This window comes from Dyadobacter sp. CY351 (assembly GCF_021502625.1).
In the GTDB taxonomy this organism is placed as follows: domain Bacteria; phylum Bacteroidota; class Bacteroidia; order Cytophagales; family Spirosomataceae; genus Dyadobacter; species Dyadobacter chenhuakuii.
On the sequence record NZ_JAKFFU010000006.1, the window covers coordinates 76,961 to 95,440 of the forward strand.

17 protein-coding genes are annotated in these 18,480 nt (G+C 45.1%); all 17 read right to left on the reverse strand.

Features of this window, described 5'->3' with window-relative positions:
- Positions 1-72: 72 nt before the first annotated feature.
- Positions 73-1,266 (reverse strand): hypothetical protein, encoded by a 1,194-nt coding sequence (locus L0660_RS12815; protein WP_235159825.1) that lies wholly within the window; start codon positions 1,264-1,266, stop codon positions 73-75.
- A complete protein-coding gene (locus tag L0660_RS12820; RefSeq protein WP_235159826.1) occupies positions 1,263-1,616 on the reverse strand; it encodes a hypothetical protein in 354 nt (117 codons plus the stop codon). Before L0660_RS12820 ends, L0660_RS12815 begins: the two co-directional genes overlap by 4 nt.
- Positions 1,617-1,721: 105 nt before the next feature.
- Positions 1,722-3,077, reverse strand: a complete 1,356-nt coding sequence (locus L0660_RS12825) for an alpha/beta hydrolase (protein ID WP_235159827.1) — start codon at positions 3,075-3,077, stop codon at positions 1,722-1,724.
- Between the two features lie 948 nt (positions 3,078-4,025).
- Entirely contained in the window at positions 4,026-4,508 is a 483-nt protein-coding gene (locus tag L0660_RS12830) for a hypothetical protein (RefSeq protein ID WP_235159828.1), read from the reverse strand.
- Positions 4,509-4,518: 10 nt separating this feature from the next.
- Positions 4,519-5,001: a hypothetical protein gene (locus L0660_RS12835; RefSeq protein ID WP_235159829.1), complete on the reverse strand. Its 483-nt coding sequence runs from the start codon at positions 4,999-5,001 to the stop codon at positions 4,519-4,521.
- A gap of 11 nt (positions 5,002-5,012) precedes the next feature.
- Positions 5,013-6,110, reverse strand: coding sequence for a hypothetical protein (locus L0660_RS12840; protein ID WP_235159830.1), 1,098 nt, complete (start codon positions 6,108-6,110; stop codon positions 5,013-5,015).
- Complete coding sequence (locus L0660_RS12845) at positions 6,107-6,955, reverse strand: TssN family type VI secretion system protein (protein WP_235159831.1); 849 nt, start codon at positions 6,953-6,955, stop codon at positions 6,107-6,109. The genes L0660_RS12840 and L0660_RS12845 overlap by 4 nt, the downstream gene beginning before the upstream one ends.
- 12 nt (positions 6,956-6,967) lie before the next feature.
- Positions 6,968-7,915, reverse strand: a complete 948-nt coding sequence (locus L0660_RS12850; protein WP_235159832.1) for a hypothetical protein — start codon at positions 7,913-7,915, stop codon at positions 6,968-6,970.
- Positions 7,915-9,750, reverse strand: coding sequence for a hypothetical protein (locus tag L0660_RS12855; RefSeq protein ID WP_235159833.1), 1,836 nt, complete (start codon positions 9,748-9,750; stop codon positions 7,915-7,917). Before L0660_RS12855 ends, L0660_RS12850 begins: the two co-directional genes overlap by 1 nt.
- Positions 9,751-9,757: 7 nt before the next feature.
- Complete coding sequence (locus L0660_RS12860; RefSeq protein WP_235159834.1) at positions 9,758-10,192, reverse strand: GPW/gp25 family protein; 435 nt, start codon at positions 10,190-10,192, stop codon at positions 9,758-9,760.
- A 4-nt stretch (positions 10,193-10,196) separates the two neighbouring features.
- A complete protein-coding gene (locus L0660_RS12865; protein WP_235159835.1) occupies positions 10,197-12,005 on the reverse strand; it encodes a type VI secretion system Vgr family protein in 1,809 nt (602 codons plus the stop codon).
- Between the two features lie 28 nt (positions 12,006-12,033).
- A complete protein-coding gene (locus L0660_RS12870) occupies positions 12,034-12,609 on the reverse strand; it encodes a glycoside hydrolase family 19 protein (RefSeq protein WP_235159836.1) in 576 nt (191 codons plus the stop codon).
- A 148-nt stretch (positions 12,610-12,757) separates the two neighbouring features.
- On the reverse strand, positions 12,758-13,372 hold the full coding sequence (locus tag L0660_RS12875) for a hypothetical protein (protein ID WP_235159837.1): 615 nt from the start codon (positions 13,370-13,372) through the stop codon (positions 12,758-12,760).
- A gap of 75 nt (positions 13,373-13,447) precedes the next feature.
- Complete coding sequence (tssD, locus tag L0660_RS12880) at positions 13,448-13,840, reverse strand: type VI secretion system tube protein TssD (RefSeq protein WP_235159838.1); 393 nt, start codon at positions 13,838-13,840, stop codon at positions 13,448-13,450.
- 45 nt (positions 13,841-13,885) lie between these two features.
- Positions 13,886-15,262, reverse strand: a complete 1,377-nt coding sequence (locus tag L0660_RS12885) for a DUF5458 family protein (protein WP_235159839.1) — start codon at positions 15,260-15,262, stop codon at positions 13,886-13,888.
- Positions 15,263-15,308: 46 nt separating this feature from the next.
- Positions 15,309-15,767 carry a type VI secretion system contractile sheath small subunit gene (locus tag L0660_RS12890; protein WP_082213002.1) on the reverse strand — a complete coding sequence of 153 codons (459 nt, stop codon included), beginning with the start codon at positions 15,765-15,767 and terminating at the stop codon, positions 15,309-15,311.
- A gap of 76 nt (positions 15,768-15,843) precedes the next feature.
- Complete coding sequence (locus tag L0660_RS12895; RefSeq protein ID WP_235159840.1) at positions 15,844-18,342, reverse strand: ATP-dependent Clp protease ATP-binding subunit; 2,499 nt, start codon at positions 18,340-18,342, stop codon at positions 15,844-15,846.
- Positions 18,343-18,480: the final 138 nt, after the last annotated feature.

The window sequence follows — 18,480 nt, forward strand, 5'->3', positions numbered from 1 at the left end:
CAGGAGTTACATTGATACGCGGATACCCGGAACAGCCTTGTTTGTTTGTATTCAAATTGAACCCTATCACATTTAATTGAATTTATAATTGAATCCTAATTGATAAACCTGCTCGTTTTTTCTGTCGAACGGTAACTGGCCAGATGTGTAGCTGATAAACAAACCGGAGGAGGATGTTATGGACGCAGCATAGTATCTGAATCGGTCAAGGTTAGATGCTTTTATGGTCTGGTTGGGGTTGAGCTCCTTGTAATAGCGGAATGAGCTGTTGAAATACAATATCTGGCTTCCGGCTTTCGCCATGACGGTCCGGAAGCTAATTTCAAAATTTATTCTCGGGAAAGGTTTACGCGCCGGATCTGCTTTTTCTCGGGTGGCGTCTTTCTGAGGATCTACATAATCGAACCCGGCCAGCACAACGGGTAGAGACGAGCCGTGAAGAACGAAGCCCTTTTCAAACCCGGTAAGTGACCGCAATAAGGCAAAAGGAATATCAAGCACATTGAGATTAGATAAAAGGTCCTTTTGATTCCAGGATTTTACACCCCCTCCCAGACGCACACCAATGGATTTCTGAACCTTTGAAAAGTCTTGATTTGATTCCAGCCCGCCGTTAAGATCCCCCTTGACGATCCACGAATTTTTCAGTTTGACAATTTCATTGAATTGCTTCCATTCACTCGATACAAGTATAGCCTCCCTAGTAGTGAGACTTGCAAGTCGCTGCCTTATCATGGCAAGCTCACTTTTTGATTTGCTCTCATCCGTTAAGAATACTCCTCCTCCGACATGGAAAAAGTTCAGCGCGATTTTGCTTAACAAAAAATTGATTGGGTTTACTTCTTTTTTTATAGCGACATTTCCCTGCGTTGCGAGAGACACCGAAACGCCGCTCCGATGGCTGCCTTTTTCATTGATATAAGCTCTTTCCAAATTAAAATCATATGACAAGCCTAGGGATGTGCGTGTTGAATCTTGGTTTTGGAAAGTTTTAAAATCGACATTAAGCCCATTGAGCCATCTCCCTGCTGACTTATTATCCGTCGCAATCCCTTCTAGAATAAAATTCCACACCCGGTCGTAATGCTCGGGGTTAGTTTTCAAAGAATCTACTTTATTTCTCAAGCTGGTTACCAGAAAATCAACCACGTCAGCGTTGGGGATATTTTGCGTGGCAATAGCCTTTACTTGATCAACTGAATTAACGGGCTGTGCTAATGTCGGGACGGAAAAAATGAAAGCAGTAAAAAATAGAATGTATTTCATACTACTGGCTTTTTTTCATTTACAAATAAATAATTGGTATCATTTGCCTCGGCAAGATCCTCAATGGTTTTGGAATCGTCCATCAGTACTTCGATCATGGCGCTAAGCGCACCATTCCTTGAAATGTTATTTTCCAGCTTGACACCAAAAGCGGAAAATAGCTGGTCAACTGTATTTGCGATTAGCGTCGCCTCAATTTTCAAATGATCCCTGCTTGCGGCCGGATTATAGAATGTTAATTCGGACATCTTAATTTTACCTGCATCAGGGAATGGAGCAAGGATTTGGTTGGTGCGAAATAATGTGAACCAGGTGTCTACATGAGCCATTTTTTCATCCGTCCAGGCCATAGTAAGATGTCTTATTTAAAGGTGTTAACTGAAGATCAGTACCAATTTTAGGAGTAAATGGCTTTATTGAAATGAGCTAGTAGGCCTAATTAGGATGTCTTTCGTTTACACGATTATGTCCCGATCTTCTTCGGGCTGAAACTCCCGATGATCGTGGCGCAACTTTCTCAGAACGTCATCTACAACCGCCTTGCATGTAAACAGATATTGATGGTGTGGAAGTAATAGGTCTCCTTTGAATAAGCCTTCCAATGTCTTGATATTACGATAGTTGCCCTTCCAGGCCTCGGCAAGTGCAGAATTCGTGTTATTTCTAAATGGAAAGAATGCTAGATTCCGTGGTGCTTCACCAGCCTCTGAAACTAATTGCTGAACATTAACAAAATTGAATCCCTGTTCAAGGGTCAGAACAGAGTCAGCCTCATCAAAAATATCCTTGCCGTAATTGCCAAGCGTTCGGTAATCGGTAGTTATGCCCATTGAGTCGGGCCGGTTATCAAAGAAGACATGGTCTATGCCATAGGATTGCTTTGAACTCACATAGAGTAGATAGTCAGCAGAGTTATGGTAGATGTGGACACGAGCTCCAAGATCTTTCAAGGGAGAAAGATCGTAATGGTAGTGCCGTCCTTTTCTTGTCTTTTTAGGATTTCGCAGCAAAACCCCATTTTTTTGAATGGAAAGGTGCGTAATATCCGGAGCCATTAAAAATATGTTCTGGAAAATTTTTCCTGGAAGCAGATGCCGGCTACCCTCTCCCGGATTAATCATGCCATTCAACAACTGATGTCCGTATGAATGGACAATCAGATTGAGGGATTGACCCTGTTTCTGTAAAGCTTCCGATAGTAATTTGAAATATCTAAACAGGCCCTTTTGTGTAAAACTTTTTCCAAACTCGATCGATCTATCGTCCGCATCCCTTCTGCCTCCATAAGACGGCCATCCAAAATAGAGCACCTTAGCCACTGTGCTGTCGGGGTGGTTCATATAACTCTGGACAAACCTGGCAGCCAAATCGAGTTTTAACCCTGGCTGCCAGTCGTACCCGTGTATATATACGAAGACATCCTTCTCCGCTTTTCCAACTACAGACTGTGCTACCGCATTCGCAAATATGTTGGGAAGCCAGTTGTTAACCTTTACGGATGGAGACGACAGATGGGAAAAATACAGCTTATCAGGAGCATCCGATACTTCACTTTCTATTGGTGCGTTTTGCGCGTTTAGTTTGCGATAACAGATGTAAAATTGACTTTGATGCCGTTCAGGAAGGCCAGAATATAGGTCGACTTCCACTTCAAAGCTATTAATCTCGATCCCATCGTCTACCTGATACCATAAGACGTCATCGTGAAATTTGCCTCCATTAATTTGTACCAAATTTCCCTTTTCAAAAAAACCTTTGCCCTTTGGTTTTTGAGTTTCGGGCCTGAGATCATTCTTTATAATTCCTATCATAACGGAGGGGGGTTACACGAGATAACAGCGTTAGCACTGGCTTACTTAATATCATTCGAAATTCAGAACCCAAGTTCGTCGCGGGTAACCCAATTCATTATTAAATGTCTAAGAGCCCTGAGCTGTAAATGTTAGAAATTTGCAAAAAAAAACACAGCCAACAAAATATCCATTTTGGCTATTATGACAAAGTTATTATTCGGCATTTGATGAGCATAGTTTTACAGATAGTAACATAGAGATTAGAATGACTCGTTAGCGTTATATGACTCTAGTGTTATCTGTCTTCGTTGTATAAGTTACTCCTTAATCACAGAGCTGCATAGTATTAGGTAAATTTTAAGCGCAACTCGCATTCGAAAAACAAGACATTTGGCTTCCGTCGCCGCCAAGCATAAATCACATACGCATTGTCACCTCGAAGGCTATAATTGAAGAAGTATCTAATTTCTTACCGGTTTTCTTAGCTTTTATAACGTATAAGAAATTGATAAATTCAAACGAACTAATCACTAGGAGCAATACAAAACCCTATTCGCCGATTAAAAGGATTGGTGAATTATATGTAAGAAGCTAAGTATGTAATTGAGGAGAACCTTCCTTAAATTTATTAGCATGGAGAGGCGTTGGCATGGCCTAGTTTTCAAGTCAAGTCCCCTGCTCAATGCTATTGGATTATTGTGGCTTAAAGGGGAGCTATGTTGCAGATTTTCTCAAAATTCCATGATTTACGAGGTGATACTTTTTCTTGCAAGAGCAAAGCCTTAACTTTGTTGTACAGTCGCGGAGCTATTCATTGATTACCAGCTAGTTAGACCTGTGATCGGAATTGGGATTTTTGGCCGTTTCGCTCATCATGGAACGCATTTTAGAGATTTCGTTATCGATTTGATTTTCAGTCCATTAAATCAATCGTTCGAATCCCTCTCTCCTCGTAGATTCCCGCCACTAATCCCGCTTCATCTTAGCTTCATCAAGCCTAGCCTCTAATTCCCTATTCTCCTCCATAAGAACCAGATTCTCCTTTTGCAGCGCACTCATTTTCGCTTTTGCAGAAATCAACGTCGTATCACCCTCCTTACTCTTCACAACCTCATTAAACAGATCCACATAACTCATGACAATACTTTGATAGAATGGTTGTCGATAGTTGCTTTGCAGATCGTTTGTCCATTTGAAAAGCGGTGCCAGGGCTTCTGCTTTGACATCGGTTGCTTTTTGGAGTTGGATGACGAGTGTGTCTGCGTCGTTGGTGTGATGTATTAGCTTTTCGACTTGCTCGTTCGTTACGGCAGTGAGGTCGCTTTGTTTTTTTGGTATTTCAATCATTGAGAAATAGAGCAAAAAAGCGATGAGTAGGATCATTAAAATATAACACAGCGAGAAGCGGAGGATTGTTGCATATCGCTGCGCAGCATTGATTGGCTTCATAAAGGGTCGGTTAAGGCAAGCCCAGCAGGACTTGTTTGATCATTTGATTCTGAGATTTTAACTCTGCATTCTGTTCTTCTAATTTGGAAACCAGCGTGCTGACGCGTTTTACTTCACCTGCCTGTTCATTGCGTTTGCTCAACAAATGCTTATTCAGCAGAACTCTCACCTGGTAATTCCGGATAAGTTTGTAAGCAAGCAGGGCGGGGGAGGTTTGGCCCGCATATTCCTTTTTCATTGAAGCAAATTGCCTTTCCAGCACGGCGTCGCTGCTGGCAATGGCGATCTGATCATTGGAAGCGAGTGCAGCAATGTGTTGTTTATATAAACTGTCCAAAACGACAACTTCCTTTCTGAACTCAGTTTCCTTGTCCTGGCTGATCAGCTTTGTTTGGTTGCTCTTCCGAAACTTGGGCGTGGCATAATAAAAGGCGATGCTCCCGAGGAGCAGTAAAGTCACGTTGATCAATATATACCATTGCGATCGGTTCATATCTTTCGAGGTTAGGCAATGTCCCATTTTCCGGCGTCGACATAGGGGAGTGCCAGCAGGTTTTGAAGGACAAAATCAATGAAATCCAGATAGCCTTTGACATTATCGAGCAGCAGGCTGCAATCGTTATGATTGTAAGGGCTTGTTAATACGGAATCGATCATGGAGTCCATTACCGACTTGGTTACTTCCGCATAATGCGTGTTGAATTTGGTTGTCCCCGCAACATTATTCCGCAGATATTGGTAAAACCGACTGGCGCTGCTTTCTGACAGACAGTCAATGGCGGTACGCATGGTGCGAGCGTAGCGGACCAGTTCCTGAATGAAATGTACAGGGGGCAGATCCTTTGAAATGAGCCGGTAATGGTCGATAATTTCAAGGCCGGCGAAAACCAGCTTTTCCGAGATCTGGTAAATGTCCCGGGCAATGGGCGACTGGTTTTGCATACCGTTAATTTTCCTCTGGATCAATATTGCGGTCTGGTGAATGCTGTTGATCTGTTTGCCGCAGGTTTCGTAATACCAAAGCAAATTTTCCCCGAAAACGCCGGCCGAGGGAGGAATGTAATCGTAGTCGGGAGAAAACATCTGCCCTTCGAACCGGATCCGGAAAATAGGCATGCTATGGGCATCCGAAAGCTTTTCATGAACAGAAAGCAGTTCCAGCATGGGTTTTAGCGTCACAAATGGCTTTCGAAGCGGCTGCTCTTCCATATCATATTCCCCCGTTTCTGTCAGCCCTGACAATGAAATGCGCAGGACAACATAAAAAATACCCACATTGCCGAGCCGGTTCTTGTAATCCATCAACGACAGGCTAACGCTGTCAGGGTCCGTTCCCGCGTCCCATTCCACGCGTACGCCGCCCGGTGTAACAGCACGGCAGGAGAGCATTTGGATGGTGTCGCCCAGGACCCGGAGCTGAATTCCTGCGCCAGAGTTGTCGGCGGATGGCAGCAGGCCGTAATTATATGTATTTAGAAAGATTGCGGTAGCATCACGCAAAGCGTCACGGATCGCGTGGTCGTGTGCGACGAGATGCCGCTGGGTGATTTTCATACCATCCCGCCAGTTCAGAAACGGATAAGTAATTTCTGGAAGTGTCATGACCGGATTGGATTAGTGCTGATGGCGTAAATAATATCATTTCCCTTTACTTCATTCTCAAAAAGGGTTTTCTCTGTGTCCAGAATGATCTTTTTCCTTTGAGGAGAATATTTGAACAACATCCATTCAAGCGGGAGCTGGCTATCGGACAGGAACTGGATTGGTTTCTTGCGATATTCCCGGTGTTTGTTATGAAAAGATATGAAGTAATGGAAAAGCTGTCCTAATGTTATGTTTCCCGGATATTCCACCTCATATCCTTCAAACGGCTCGTTTTTTCCTGGTACGGGCGTAAAATTCATCATTACACGGACCGTTTCAACAGGCACCAACCTGGGCACAGGCTCGTTTACGGGGTAAGTCCAGGTCTTATATCGCAACGCCGGGATCTTCATCCAGAGCTCATAGGAAACAAAAATCAGCGCGGGTAGGAGGAAAGCGGGAGAAGCGGAGAGCAGAAGATATTGAAAAGGATTGTCGTGGTTCAGCAGGCTATAAGTAACCATATATCCTGCAATGCCGACAAAATACAGTGAAAGACCGGCAATGAAAACGTCCAGCAGGGAATCGTTGCTCCACCACGACAAGGTCATTGGCGCCAATACTAAATACAGGATACCCATTAGAAAGGACATGGCGAGCAATACAATAAAACCCGTGATAATCGAGTCTGTTTTTGAATTGACAAACCCTAAAACAGCAGACAGGAGAAATACCCAGATCAGCCAGATCGCCCATCTCAAAACAGACATTGCGCTACCTTTTTCATACATTAAAATACCAGTAAATGCCAGCCCTGATAACAGTGCCAGCAGTGCCGGTAATATCTTGTAAAACAACTCCATAGATGTCAAAAGTCACAAAATTGTTGAATAGCCCAGAACACCCGTGTCCCTGGTTTTATTAATGGTAAAAAAACCTTTTTCTGCGATCAGTAACATGTCCCACGAAATTTCGGCTGGCAACAACAAGCCGCATAGAAATGTCAAAATTCGGTAATGTTTTCCAGCCGGTTCATGGCTTCGGAAATGGTGCAGGTCGGTGTCGGCAACCGGGCCAATCCGGATGCTGATGTGATCCGGATCATAATACTTTCCATGCAGGATCCAGTCCACCCCCAATGTGCCTTTTCCCAGCGGTTGCAAAAAGTCAAGGTCAGTGCTGTGGCTGGATTTCGACTCTTTTTTATCAAAAAACACTTGCTGTCCAAGCACTTTTTCAAAATACAGCTGGCAAGCCTGCATGTTGCCGACGATCAGATGCGCGTGGATGGTCAGCTCCAAAATGGCTTCCTTCTGCTCAGGAGATAATTGCAGATCCAGATCGGGCCACAGATAATCGAAAAGCGTATCGTGGTAATAAGCAAATGGATTTACTACGGAATGGTGCTCATGCATTTCCAGGGCTACCCGCTGCCTGCCAAATTCAATATCAAAAGGTGAAAAGAATCTTCTGGCTTGATTTATGCCTGATTCGTAATAATCAATGTCTTCCAGCACAACTTCCGTGGAACGTTCGCTCCGGCTGATCGTTGGCTGAAATATCATTCCCGGTGGCAGCATATCGGAAATGCCCTCCCGTGCCATACGCACTTTGGCATAAGGCGTTTGAAAATCGGAATCCCGGTGCTCGTCCGTTATGCCTGTAACATCCCTGGACCCGGAGCGGTTGAAGGCGCCGATGGGTGTTAGTAATATATTTTCAGATGGATGAATAGCGGCTTCTGCGATTTCCCGTGCAACAGTTTCTGCACGTAAGTCGGTCTTTAATGTGAGCAACGTTTCGGCCACTTCATATATCTCCATCACATTTTCCAGTTAAATCCGTGAACAGAAATATATAAGGGGATCATTCCGACCGACTTTTGTAGCAGGCTGTTTTTAACCAATCTGGCTTGCCTCATCCAATATTCATCATTCTGATCTTCTTTATCAGGAACTATCAATACATCCAGCGCCAGGCGAAGGCCTTCTTTCTGCCCTTCACCGATGCCCAGTCCTTTTCTTACTTCAACTTTTAATGCTGTATCACCCAAAAAATTCATTGCAATGGTGCGGTAATCTTCAATCGTTACCGCCCGTCCGCGCGTAAGCAATGTTTCTTTCAGTGCCTTTTGCATTTGAACATCGTCCATCGGAGCGCGGCCGCCATTGGTGGGAAGCATCAAGTACGCCGCTTCGGCTTTGAACTGGTTTGTCGGAGCAGCATTCAATTTTGTCAGTGCGCGCAGTCCATTGGCTTTTTCTCCGTCGGAAGTCCAGAAATACACGTCCAGTATGGTCCCTGTTGACCGCGTTTTTACCATCAAGTAAACCTGGGGCAATGCGAAATCAAATGTGTCCAGGTGTTCCCTTAACTTGCTTACATGCTGATTGATCTTATCCAGATGATTGGAAACAATGGAAATATCGAGGGCATTGAACGCAGCCAGGTCATCGCGCATTTTTGCCGTAACGTCGTTCAGGCTTTGGAATGCATTGCGCTTATCAAAACGGGCCACGGCACGGTTGCGCAGCGCGTATACATTTTGGCCGCCGGCAAATTTATTTCTTTCAGTTGGTAAAAGAATCTCCCCGTCACCATTGACCACTTTTTCAATCGCCATAAAACCATCATCATCTTTCAACCCATATACATTGAAAAGTGGCTGCAATCTGCCTCGCTGGTGGATTAGCTTGCGGTTCAGGACCGGGATGCAGTTTGTGAAGACTTCCATTTTATCCAGTGCGGCGGGCGTCATCGAAGCAGGGCAGCGCATTTTTATCCAAAGCAATTTGTTCGGAAAAAGCGTTTTAGCATTGGCGTCAGGAATCATTCCAACCCATTCTTTGGGGTAGTTTTCAAGCTGAGTTCCTGCTTTCAAACCGGTAACGGTCATAAAGTGCGCATTGTATGATTCACGCACGCTCTCTTCAATGGGTTTGAAAAAATCGCTTTTGCTTTCCGCATTCTCCCACGCCATAATGCCATCCGCCGATCCATAATGTTGGACTGGATCAGTAAATGTACCCGATGCACTGTTTGAAAACTTGATCAGCGGAATGTAAGGAAGGTTTTTGGATTGATCAGCGATAGCGCCCCAGTTGAAAAACAATGTCAGTTGGTCGGGCGCTTCTTTTTCCGGTATTTCAATGCCGACCCAACATATCTGCTGCTCAATGGGCTTGGCTGGAATCTGGAATGCAGTTTCTCGCTGAAAAGTAGCGCCGGTCTTGTCGATCCGCGCGCCGGTTGCAATGAAGCGGACATTTGCGCCCGAAAGACGGAAAGATCCGGCCGGGCTCATCGTGACTGCCGAATTTCCCTGGGTTGCAAACTGATCCGAAGGAATGACCTCAACGGGTCCGGAAGTGGTTTTTATCAATAATACAGCGTGTGCAGGAACAATGCCCGTGATCGTCTCAGGTAACACAGCCTCTGCCATGCGCTTCACGGTATGGGACTGCGAAGACTCTATCTCCTGCCAGATCTTCTCTGTTTCTGTGGCAAAAGCACCAAATAGCAGATCCACCAGCGGATCAAACGAACCATTTTTCAGGTCAATTTCATCCACGCCCCATTGCCGGGCCGCTTCCTTATGCAAGCGGGTTTTTATCGACTCTTTGGTTTCTAAAATCGGCATAATGTTGGATTTCGACATATGTTTTTCAGACCACAGTGATGGGGCCGAAGAACATTAAGAATAGTTCGTCAAAGTTTTCGCCGGACTGGATCACAGTTCCTTTCACCCGTATATTGAGACGGTTTCTGATTCTGGTAACCTTGTTTTCCCTGCTCAATTCCTGCAATTCATCCCTTTGCACATCCACGTCGTGAATTTTAAGACGGGTCTCGTATTTATGGACAGAAACCCTGATATCGTCCCGCACCTGATCCAGCCAGATATTCAGGTTATCGGTTTGTTCAAAATCTTTTTCCCACAGCAAACACTGGAATCCGCTGTCATAGCGCCATTCACCGCGCTGAGTCAGGAGCAGGAGATAAATGTATTCCCGAACCGAAGCCTTGACCGTCACTTGCGGCAATGGCTTTTTTTTGAGCAGCGCGCCAAAATCGACAGGAATACGGTAGTGTTTAGCCATTGTCCTAATTTATCATCACCATAGCCGCTTTCAGACTAGCCTGCGCGCCGCCTTCAAGGGCAAGCTGCGCATTGCCTTTAATGATGGTTTGCGACTTGCCTTCAACATTCACAGTAGCACCTGTAATCTGCATTTTGGCCTTGGCTTCAATGCTTCCTTTGTTGGTCTCAACCGTCCAGTCCTGCTGGGCATTCATACTGATCTTCTCGGCTTTTAATTCAATTTCTTTGGCTTCGATCTTGATTTTTCCATCGCTTTTGATTTCGATATGCGGTTCATTGTCCATAGAAAGAAGCACTTCATTTCTGGACTCCGGATTATAAATACGTATCTGCTCCTTTCCGCTCGAATCATCGATCAGAATGGAATTGCCGCTCCTGGTGATAATGCCTTTGAAATTGTTCTCTGACTGAAACAGCTCGCTTCCAGGCAAAGCCCTTCCAGTGAACATCGAGCCACGCACGAAAGGTATATCAGGGTTACCCATTTCAAAATCGACAAAAACTACTTCATCCACTTCGGGAATAAAATAGACGCCACTTTCATCACCGCTCATGAGGTTTGCGACCCTGGCCCAAGGCGTCGACTCACCATTTTTCTGCCAGTAAAATTGCACTTTCACCCGGCCCATTTGTTCAGGGTCGTTGGTGTCAACCACCTTTGCTGGTTGTGTTTCGGCTTTGGGTTGGAAAATCCGGTAATCCACAGGGGGATATGCAATGTCCTGCGGTATTGCTTCAAAACTGTTTTGATAGAATCCCCTGGAATCTACATAATGTCTGATATTGGTGACGACAAACAAACCGTAGTCATCGGTTCGTTGCGTATTGCCATTTTCAATGATATCATCCTTAATTGTTACCGGGCTGCCGACTCTCATTTCAAGGCTAGTAGAAGTGCCTTTAATAACAGCAAGCTTATTACCCGATTCACTTTTTTTATTCTTGACAGCATTTTGTAACGCAGAGTTTGAACCGCTGCTCTGAAAGCTGATGTCCAGATTCTCATAGCTGAAAAGGCTTTCAGATTTCTCGAACGCTGTCTGCGCATGATCTTGGAGTTCTGCTTTTTCATCCCTGGATTTTATTTCAGAGACTTCATCCTGCACATAGCCATAATGCTTACCCTTGAATAGCATAGGTACCAATTTCAATTCATATTCCAGTTGAGTCAGATTACTGCCGTATTCCAGGCTGGCAGGAGAGGACGAAACGCGCGACGACTTGCCAAAGATAAACTGTTCACCATCGTAGTAGAACCATTCGCCGTAAGTTTCGGCCAGCCGTTGCAGGAAGTGATAATTATCTTCCTGATACTGGGTAATGTACCCAATTCGCTCCGAGAAATCGGGGGAAATGTAGGCTTTCAAAAAGCCTTTGAAAGGACTAATCACTTCACTGACAATGTTGGAAAGCGACATTTCTGAGAATGATCTCGTATTGTTGCCCGTACTGAAAAGGATGGTCGGACTAACGCCCGAAACCACCACAGTATTGTCAATTGCGTCTTTCATCTGCAATTGGATACTGGTAATTATGCCGATAAATACCAGGGAAGTTTTTTGTTGAAAATTACTGGACGTATCAACCTCTCCCTGCATTATTTTTACAGTAATTTTCTCGCCAGCCCATAGTTGCGTGACTTCTCTCAGACTCAACTGCCCAGCTATATCTTTTTCAAGCACTTCCTTGACATCTTCCACCTTAATATGAAGATCTAACAGATGGTGACTGTCAAAAGGTTGTGACAAGCTCAGATCAATGAATTTATTGATGGTAGAAGAGCCGATGGTTACATTTATCCGGTTGATCATGTGCTTGGGATTTGATTTATTGACAGCGTTAGCACAAGTTGAGGTTTGCTAGCAGTTCACCACCATTGTCTGGCATATAGTGTAGAATTCTCCGGTACTGTTCTACACGATGATCCAGATTATTGAAACCACCGTTAACAACTTTGGTTATCGCTTTAACATCGCCAGGTTTTTTATCAACCAACTCATTCAAATTCCTGGTTTTCCAAAACCAGGCCGAAGCCCGCCACGCTAGGTTGTCATCGAGTAATAGATCTGGATTGATGACAAGGTTAGAACCCAAACCTAAGGCGGTGCTTACTTCACGATAATTGCTTTTGCCGGTAATTTGAATACCTCCTCTGCCCCTGTACAAAAAACCTTCGTTCGTTCCGTTTCCGAGCGAGAGCCGGTTACTGTATACAAAATCTCCGATCTTTTCGGGATTGCGGGCAAACTCCCGAGCAAATTCGAGTGACACAAATCTGGATGGCCAAGTTTTAACCAATGCCTCGGCCGAATAATTGAGGTTTTCGGCGTTGGCGTTGAACCGGCTTTCATGAGAAACCTGCGCGAGAAACATATTTCTTCTCCCTGCATTTTCACTAATCTCAAATTCATCCATTGCAGCATTGATCAGCCTAGCTATTTTCAAAGCCCTACTATACCGAACTCCAAAAATTAAACATAGCTCCAAAGATGAGATGTGATACTTTGTTTTGTCAGATATGAATGTCAGCATAAGACTTTGCACCTAATCCAATTATCAAATGTTAATGTGCTCTTCCTGACTCCAATGTTGGCATGGAGGAGAACGATTGATCATACTGCCGACTAGGGCCAAAAATGAGGACTTGTTCGCGTTCTTTTGCTCCAATTCCTTCTTTGTATTGCATTTCTGCTCCGTGAAGGATCATAGGAGAACCGAATCGTTGGTTCAGGGAATCACGGACTTTCGGAAATAGGCGCTTTACCTGATCCTGACTTGTATATTTCTTTGAACCATCCGGTGATGCATTCAATATGGCCATGAGATCAAAATCTGCGTGAATTTTCATACCCTGAAACTTAACCACACCTTTTTCTGAACCCTGTGTTTCACTCGTAAATCCTGGCGGCAGCTTTCCGCCTTTTAAAAACGTGTTCCATTGGTTAACAGCCGCATCCTTATTTAAAAAAGCTTGCGGACAAATCGTCGGATCAACTACAAGACCGCTAAATGCAAAAACAGGATTGTCTGATGTTTTGGCTTTACAAAGTGTTGTTTTTGCGATATATCCATACTTACCCATCCATTTGTCGGAAAGATCATTCGGCTCTCTCAGCAAAATCCAACACCAGTGCTCATGGGCAACGGAGAAAAAGGCTTCGCGATGTTGTGATAACATTTGATTGTCAGGATAGAGGCCAAAAAACAGAAAGTGTGGCCATAGTCTCAGGCCACATATACTTCTTGGTTTATTTTACCACTTCTTCTCAAATGCCACTCCGTCAACGGTAATCTTTTTACAGGAGATCGTTACGTTTTCAGTCATAGTCCCAGTGGTACCGGCGTCCATCGACTCGCTATAACCGACTACTGCGCCTTCCTCGAACTCGACTGTTTTGAAATCCTTTTCAATATCGGAGGGATCTTTGAAAACGATTTTTCCTTTGCTGCGTTTGGTCGGGTGGATGGCCAGTTTCCAGAACTCTGATTCTTTGATACCTTCCACAACCAGCGACAGATTTCCTGCGAAAACCTCAGAAGTTGTTTTTCCAGTCACATAATCAGCGCTTTGTGAAACTGAATAGGAGCAATGATGTAGTCTGCGGGCGGTGCCGCCGTCAATGGATACTGTTGCTTCGAAAGCCATGGTTGAAAAGAATTTTAAGGTAGAAAATAGTTGCAAAATGATTATTTACTTGATCTCCGTATTCCACTCATCACCGCCATCCATGCCAGACAAGCTTACCAAAAAGCTCCTGGCCGAAAAATGCGGGGTGATGGAAATGTCGAGGATAATGTTCTTAATGTCGTTCGGATCGCGGCGGATGTCTTTGACCGTGTAATCTTTGATCAATTTTTTGGATCCGGTAATGCTGTTCAGGAATTTGGAGATCTGCTTGCGGAGGTTATCGTCTGTATCATAAGTCCAGTTCTGGAACGCGTAACGGTCCAGAAAGTCGACTAGCACCTTATTAATCCAGTCAAAAACACGGACAACAGAATACGTTTGCAGTCCTACGTTATCGCCGTTGAACATGGTCCGGTCCGAGAATGCCTGCACTTTTCCGTATGCCGACAGCATCGGGATCAGGCCCATTCGGTTCATATCCCCGGCCTGGTTCCTGTCAATGTTAAAACGGGTCCCTTCTGCGCCCATCAGCATGCCGTATGTAGCGCCCGCAACCGGTTGCGACATGAGTACTGAGTGCATTCTGCCAGCCAGCGCCGTTGAGGGTGGAATGTGCAATGCTTCTTCCTCGCCCAGGTCATTGTAAGCTTTTCTTCCTACCAGCCAATTGCAGGCCATCAGCAAGTTAGCCTTGTGATTGCTGGCGTCGGCCAGTTTGGTTTTTTCAAAAGAAGAAATGGCCTCTTTTACGTCCACAAAATCTTCATAATCAGTGATCATCATCACTTTATGCTTGCTGGCAACGCGGGCAAATGAATCGATAACCGTATTTTTACCCATATAACCAGGAATAACCATCAGCGAATAATTATCGCTCAGATCGTACACCTGATAATTATTATGCAGCTCTTCATCAATGGTTTGCAACACTTCGCCATCCTTAATGTCTGCCACCTGGTCCATGGAAGCATTCACTATGGTAAGCTTTGGAATAGAACGTTGCTCCGTATTGAGCATGAATGTGGAAAGACCCTGGTAGGCAACTTCGAGGTCCCGTGAAGCTTCGAGAATGGAGGACTGATTTTTCTTGAGTAACGACTCATTTAACTCTTGTCCCGCCCTGGCTTTGGACTGCATTTCATCCACAGAAGCACTTTCGCTGATCAGCTCGGCCCATAGTTCGAGGCGTTGCAGCAGATCTTTGCGTTCCTGTTCTGTATCTTCATCGGAAAGATAATTGGCTTTTGCTCCTGCCTTTTGGGGGTTAAGATCGCGGACTCCCTCGACGGTGGTTTCAATGAATTTGAATCCGCCCAACGATTTCAGCAGTTCCAGACTATCATTCAGTGACAGCTGTTGAGAGGCAGTTTGTGTAGCTGACGGCTCTTTAAATGCAGCTTCTGATCCTAATGATTGGGTTTCTTCCTGTTGTTTTGCCATGTCGGTATGACCGGTTAAAGTAGGTTTTTAAGATAGATAACAGGGATTACAAGCTTTCTTTCAGCTCGCCGATCAATGTCTGCAATGCACTCAGATACGTGGCGCGGGTGGCGGGATCGCTCAATGCTTTCTGTAACTGGCGGTTGTTTTTCAGGTTCTTGTAAAAACGGTCGTAATTATATTCCTTACCTGAAAGCTCTTTCAAAAACGGACTTTGTTCCAGCATTCCCTCTGGTGAGAAATCCTTCATCTTGGTGAAAGACATGGTTTCAAAAACCGGCGCACCATTCTCATCCTCGAATTCTGCTTCCACTTCGGGTTTGAAATGTTCAAATACGGCTTCCATCGTTTCCAGTCCGGTTACCTTTTCCTTTTCAGGGTTACTATTAAAAGCCGAAACATATAATGTCCTGGAAGGAGGCAGGGCCTCTATTTTTTCATAACCTTTGTTAGCGTCAGGATCCACATTTCCGCCGGGGCGAATGAAGTCAAATTGGCCAGCCATAAGCTTAGTATTTTAAATTTTTTAGTAAAAAATCGTAAATCAGTAAAATAACGTCTATTTGTATACGTAGAAGAAATTAGTGCTCCCAGACGTGAGCATTGTCTTGGTCCAGGCTCAATTTAACCTCGCTTCCTTTTCCTATTTCTCCCGAGATAATCATTTGGGAAAGCGGTTGTCGGAGCCGGGTGCTGATGACCGCGCGAACCGGCCGAGCGCCGAACTGCGGATTGTAACCTTCCAGAGCCAATGCTTTTTCCGCTTCTTCGGTAATGTTCAATGTTATGCCCAATTTATGCAGGCTCTTGCGCAGCGGACGCAGCTGAAAATTGAAAATCTTGCGAATCGTGTCTTCGGTGATCGGCCTGAAAGGAGTGAGGCCGGTAAGCCGCCCAAGGAATTCGGGACGAAAGTAACCTTCCATATTCTGGATCAGGTCAGTCTGTGACGGCACACGTCCTTCGTTAAATTCCTTTACTATAAACTGAGACCCAATGTTGGAAGTGAATAGCAGGATCGCATTCGTAAAGTCGCCTTCCCGGTCCAAAGTATCGTGCAACCGTCCTTCATCCAGAATTTGAAGAAAGATGTCATACACTTTCGGATGTGCTTTTTCCACTTCGTCAAAAAGTAAAACAGCAAAAGGCTGTTGCCGGATACGGGTAACCAGTAAACCACCCTCTTCATAGCCTACATATCCGGGAGGCGAGCCTTTCAGCAGCGAAACCGTGTGTTCCTCTGCATACTCCGACATATCAAAGCGGATCAATGCTTTTTCATCATTAAACAACAACTCAGAAACCGCTTTTGCCAGCTCCGTCTTGCCTGTTCCTGTCGGTCCCAGTAAGAAGAATGAGGCAGGTTTTCCCGTTTCGCCTACACCGGAACGACTTTGTCTGATTGCATTGGAAATGATCTCGATGGCAGTGTCCTGTCCCACAACCCGCTTTCTTAAATGATCTTCCAGCTGCATAAGCTTCTCTTGCTCGTTCACCTGGATTTTACCCAGCGGAATTCCCGTTTTATAAGCGACTACGGCGGCAATATCCGTTTTATCAACCAATTCTTTATGCTGCTGTCCTTGCAATGCTACTTTTTCGAGCAGTAATGTGAGTGTATCAATGGCCGTTTGCGGCTCTTCAATGCTTTTGATGTCATTAAGTTCCTCGATTTGCCCCAGCAACACTGGACTTAGCCGGTCATGCAGTTGTTGTTCAAACCACCGCAGCTCTTCCAGGAACAATGCCGGTTCGGCTTCAGTGTATTCGCCTTTCAGCCTTTCAAACTCCTTGTTCAGATACTCAATTTCTCCCGGTGTGGTTTCGGTCATCAGCTTGCGGGCGGCCATGGTGCGGTCAATGAGGTCCAATGCCGCATCGGGCAGGCGACGGTCTTTGATATATCGCCTGGATAAAGTCACTGCTTCTTTTACTGCATCTTTATCCAGATTTAGACCATGGTGTTTTTCAAATTGCGGAACAACCTTTTCAATCATTCTGCGGGCCCGCACATCGTCCGGCTCGTCAACTTTTACAATTTCGAAACGTCTGCTGAAAGCCTCGTCCCGTTCCATGTATTTGCGGTATTCGTCCAGCGTTGTCGCGCCGATCACCGTCAGTTCGCCTCTGGCGAGTTCTGGTTTAAGAAGGTTTGCCAGTCCCGGAACGCCGGCCTGGGGATCCATCAAAACGTGTATTTCATCGATAAAGAGCAATGCTCTTTCGTATTGTTTTATTTCTGCAATGATATTTTTCAAACGGTCTTCCACTTCCCCTTTGTAGGACGCGCCGGCAATCAACGATCCCATATCCAGCTGAAAAAGGTGGGAATTAAGCAAATGACCAGGAACATTTCCGTTGATTATCAAATGGGTTAATCCTTCTACCAATGCCGTTTTGCCCACGCCCGGTTCGCCTACAATGATCACATTTGGTTTTGTTCTTCTTCCCAATGTTTCCACCATCATGCGGGTTTCCTTTTCCCGGCCTACGATCGGGTCCAGTTTGCCTGCTTTTGCCATCGCGATCTTGTCTATACAAAACTTAGCGATCGCCTTGGCTTGCGGGTTCGACGGCGGCGCAATGGTGGCTGCCTGCGCAGATCCGGTAGGTAACAATCCTGCATCATTGCCCGAATCCATAGACTGAACATCTTCCAGCGTCTTGGTCAGCAGGAAGGATTCGGTTAGCGGGAAGGCTTTCAGTTCATTCTTGTTAAAAGCAACCTCCGGGCGGGTAAGCGCGATGAGAACGGCAAAGGGCGAAACTTCCTGTTCACCCAGTTTAAGCCGGATCACATCCGCGACTTCCATGGTTTTCATCACCTTCTCGTCGCCAGCCGGTTCGTCAACGGCGCGCGCCGATTTCGGATATTTTTCAATCTTGTATTCGGCCCAGTCACGGATAAACTGAATGTCTGTTCCCCAAGCCACAAGTGTGCTGCCTATGCCTACATCATTGTGCAAAAGACCGACCAATAAATGCGACGGCGAGAATGTTGCATGCCGGTATTCCCTGGCAGTTGCCTGGGCAACCTGCAATGCTCGAATCAGTTCGTCGGTGAGATTTGAAGTCAGCATGAAAACCGGCTTAGAAGGTGTAATAAATTACCGATGCAATGTTATTAAAGATATAGGCCGGGCGAAATACGTCATTTGACGTATTTTTTAGCACTACCACTTTTTGCTACTTGCATTGGTCTTGAAACCGGCTTTTGA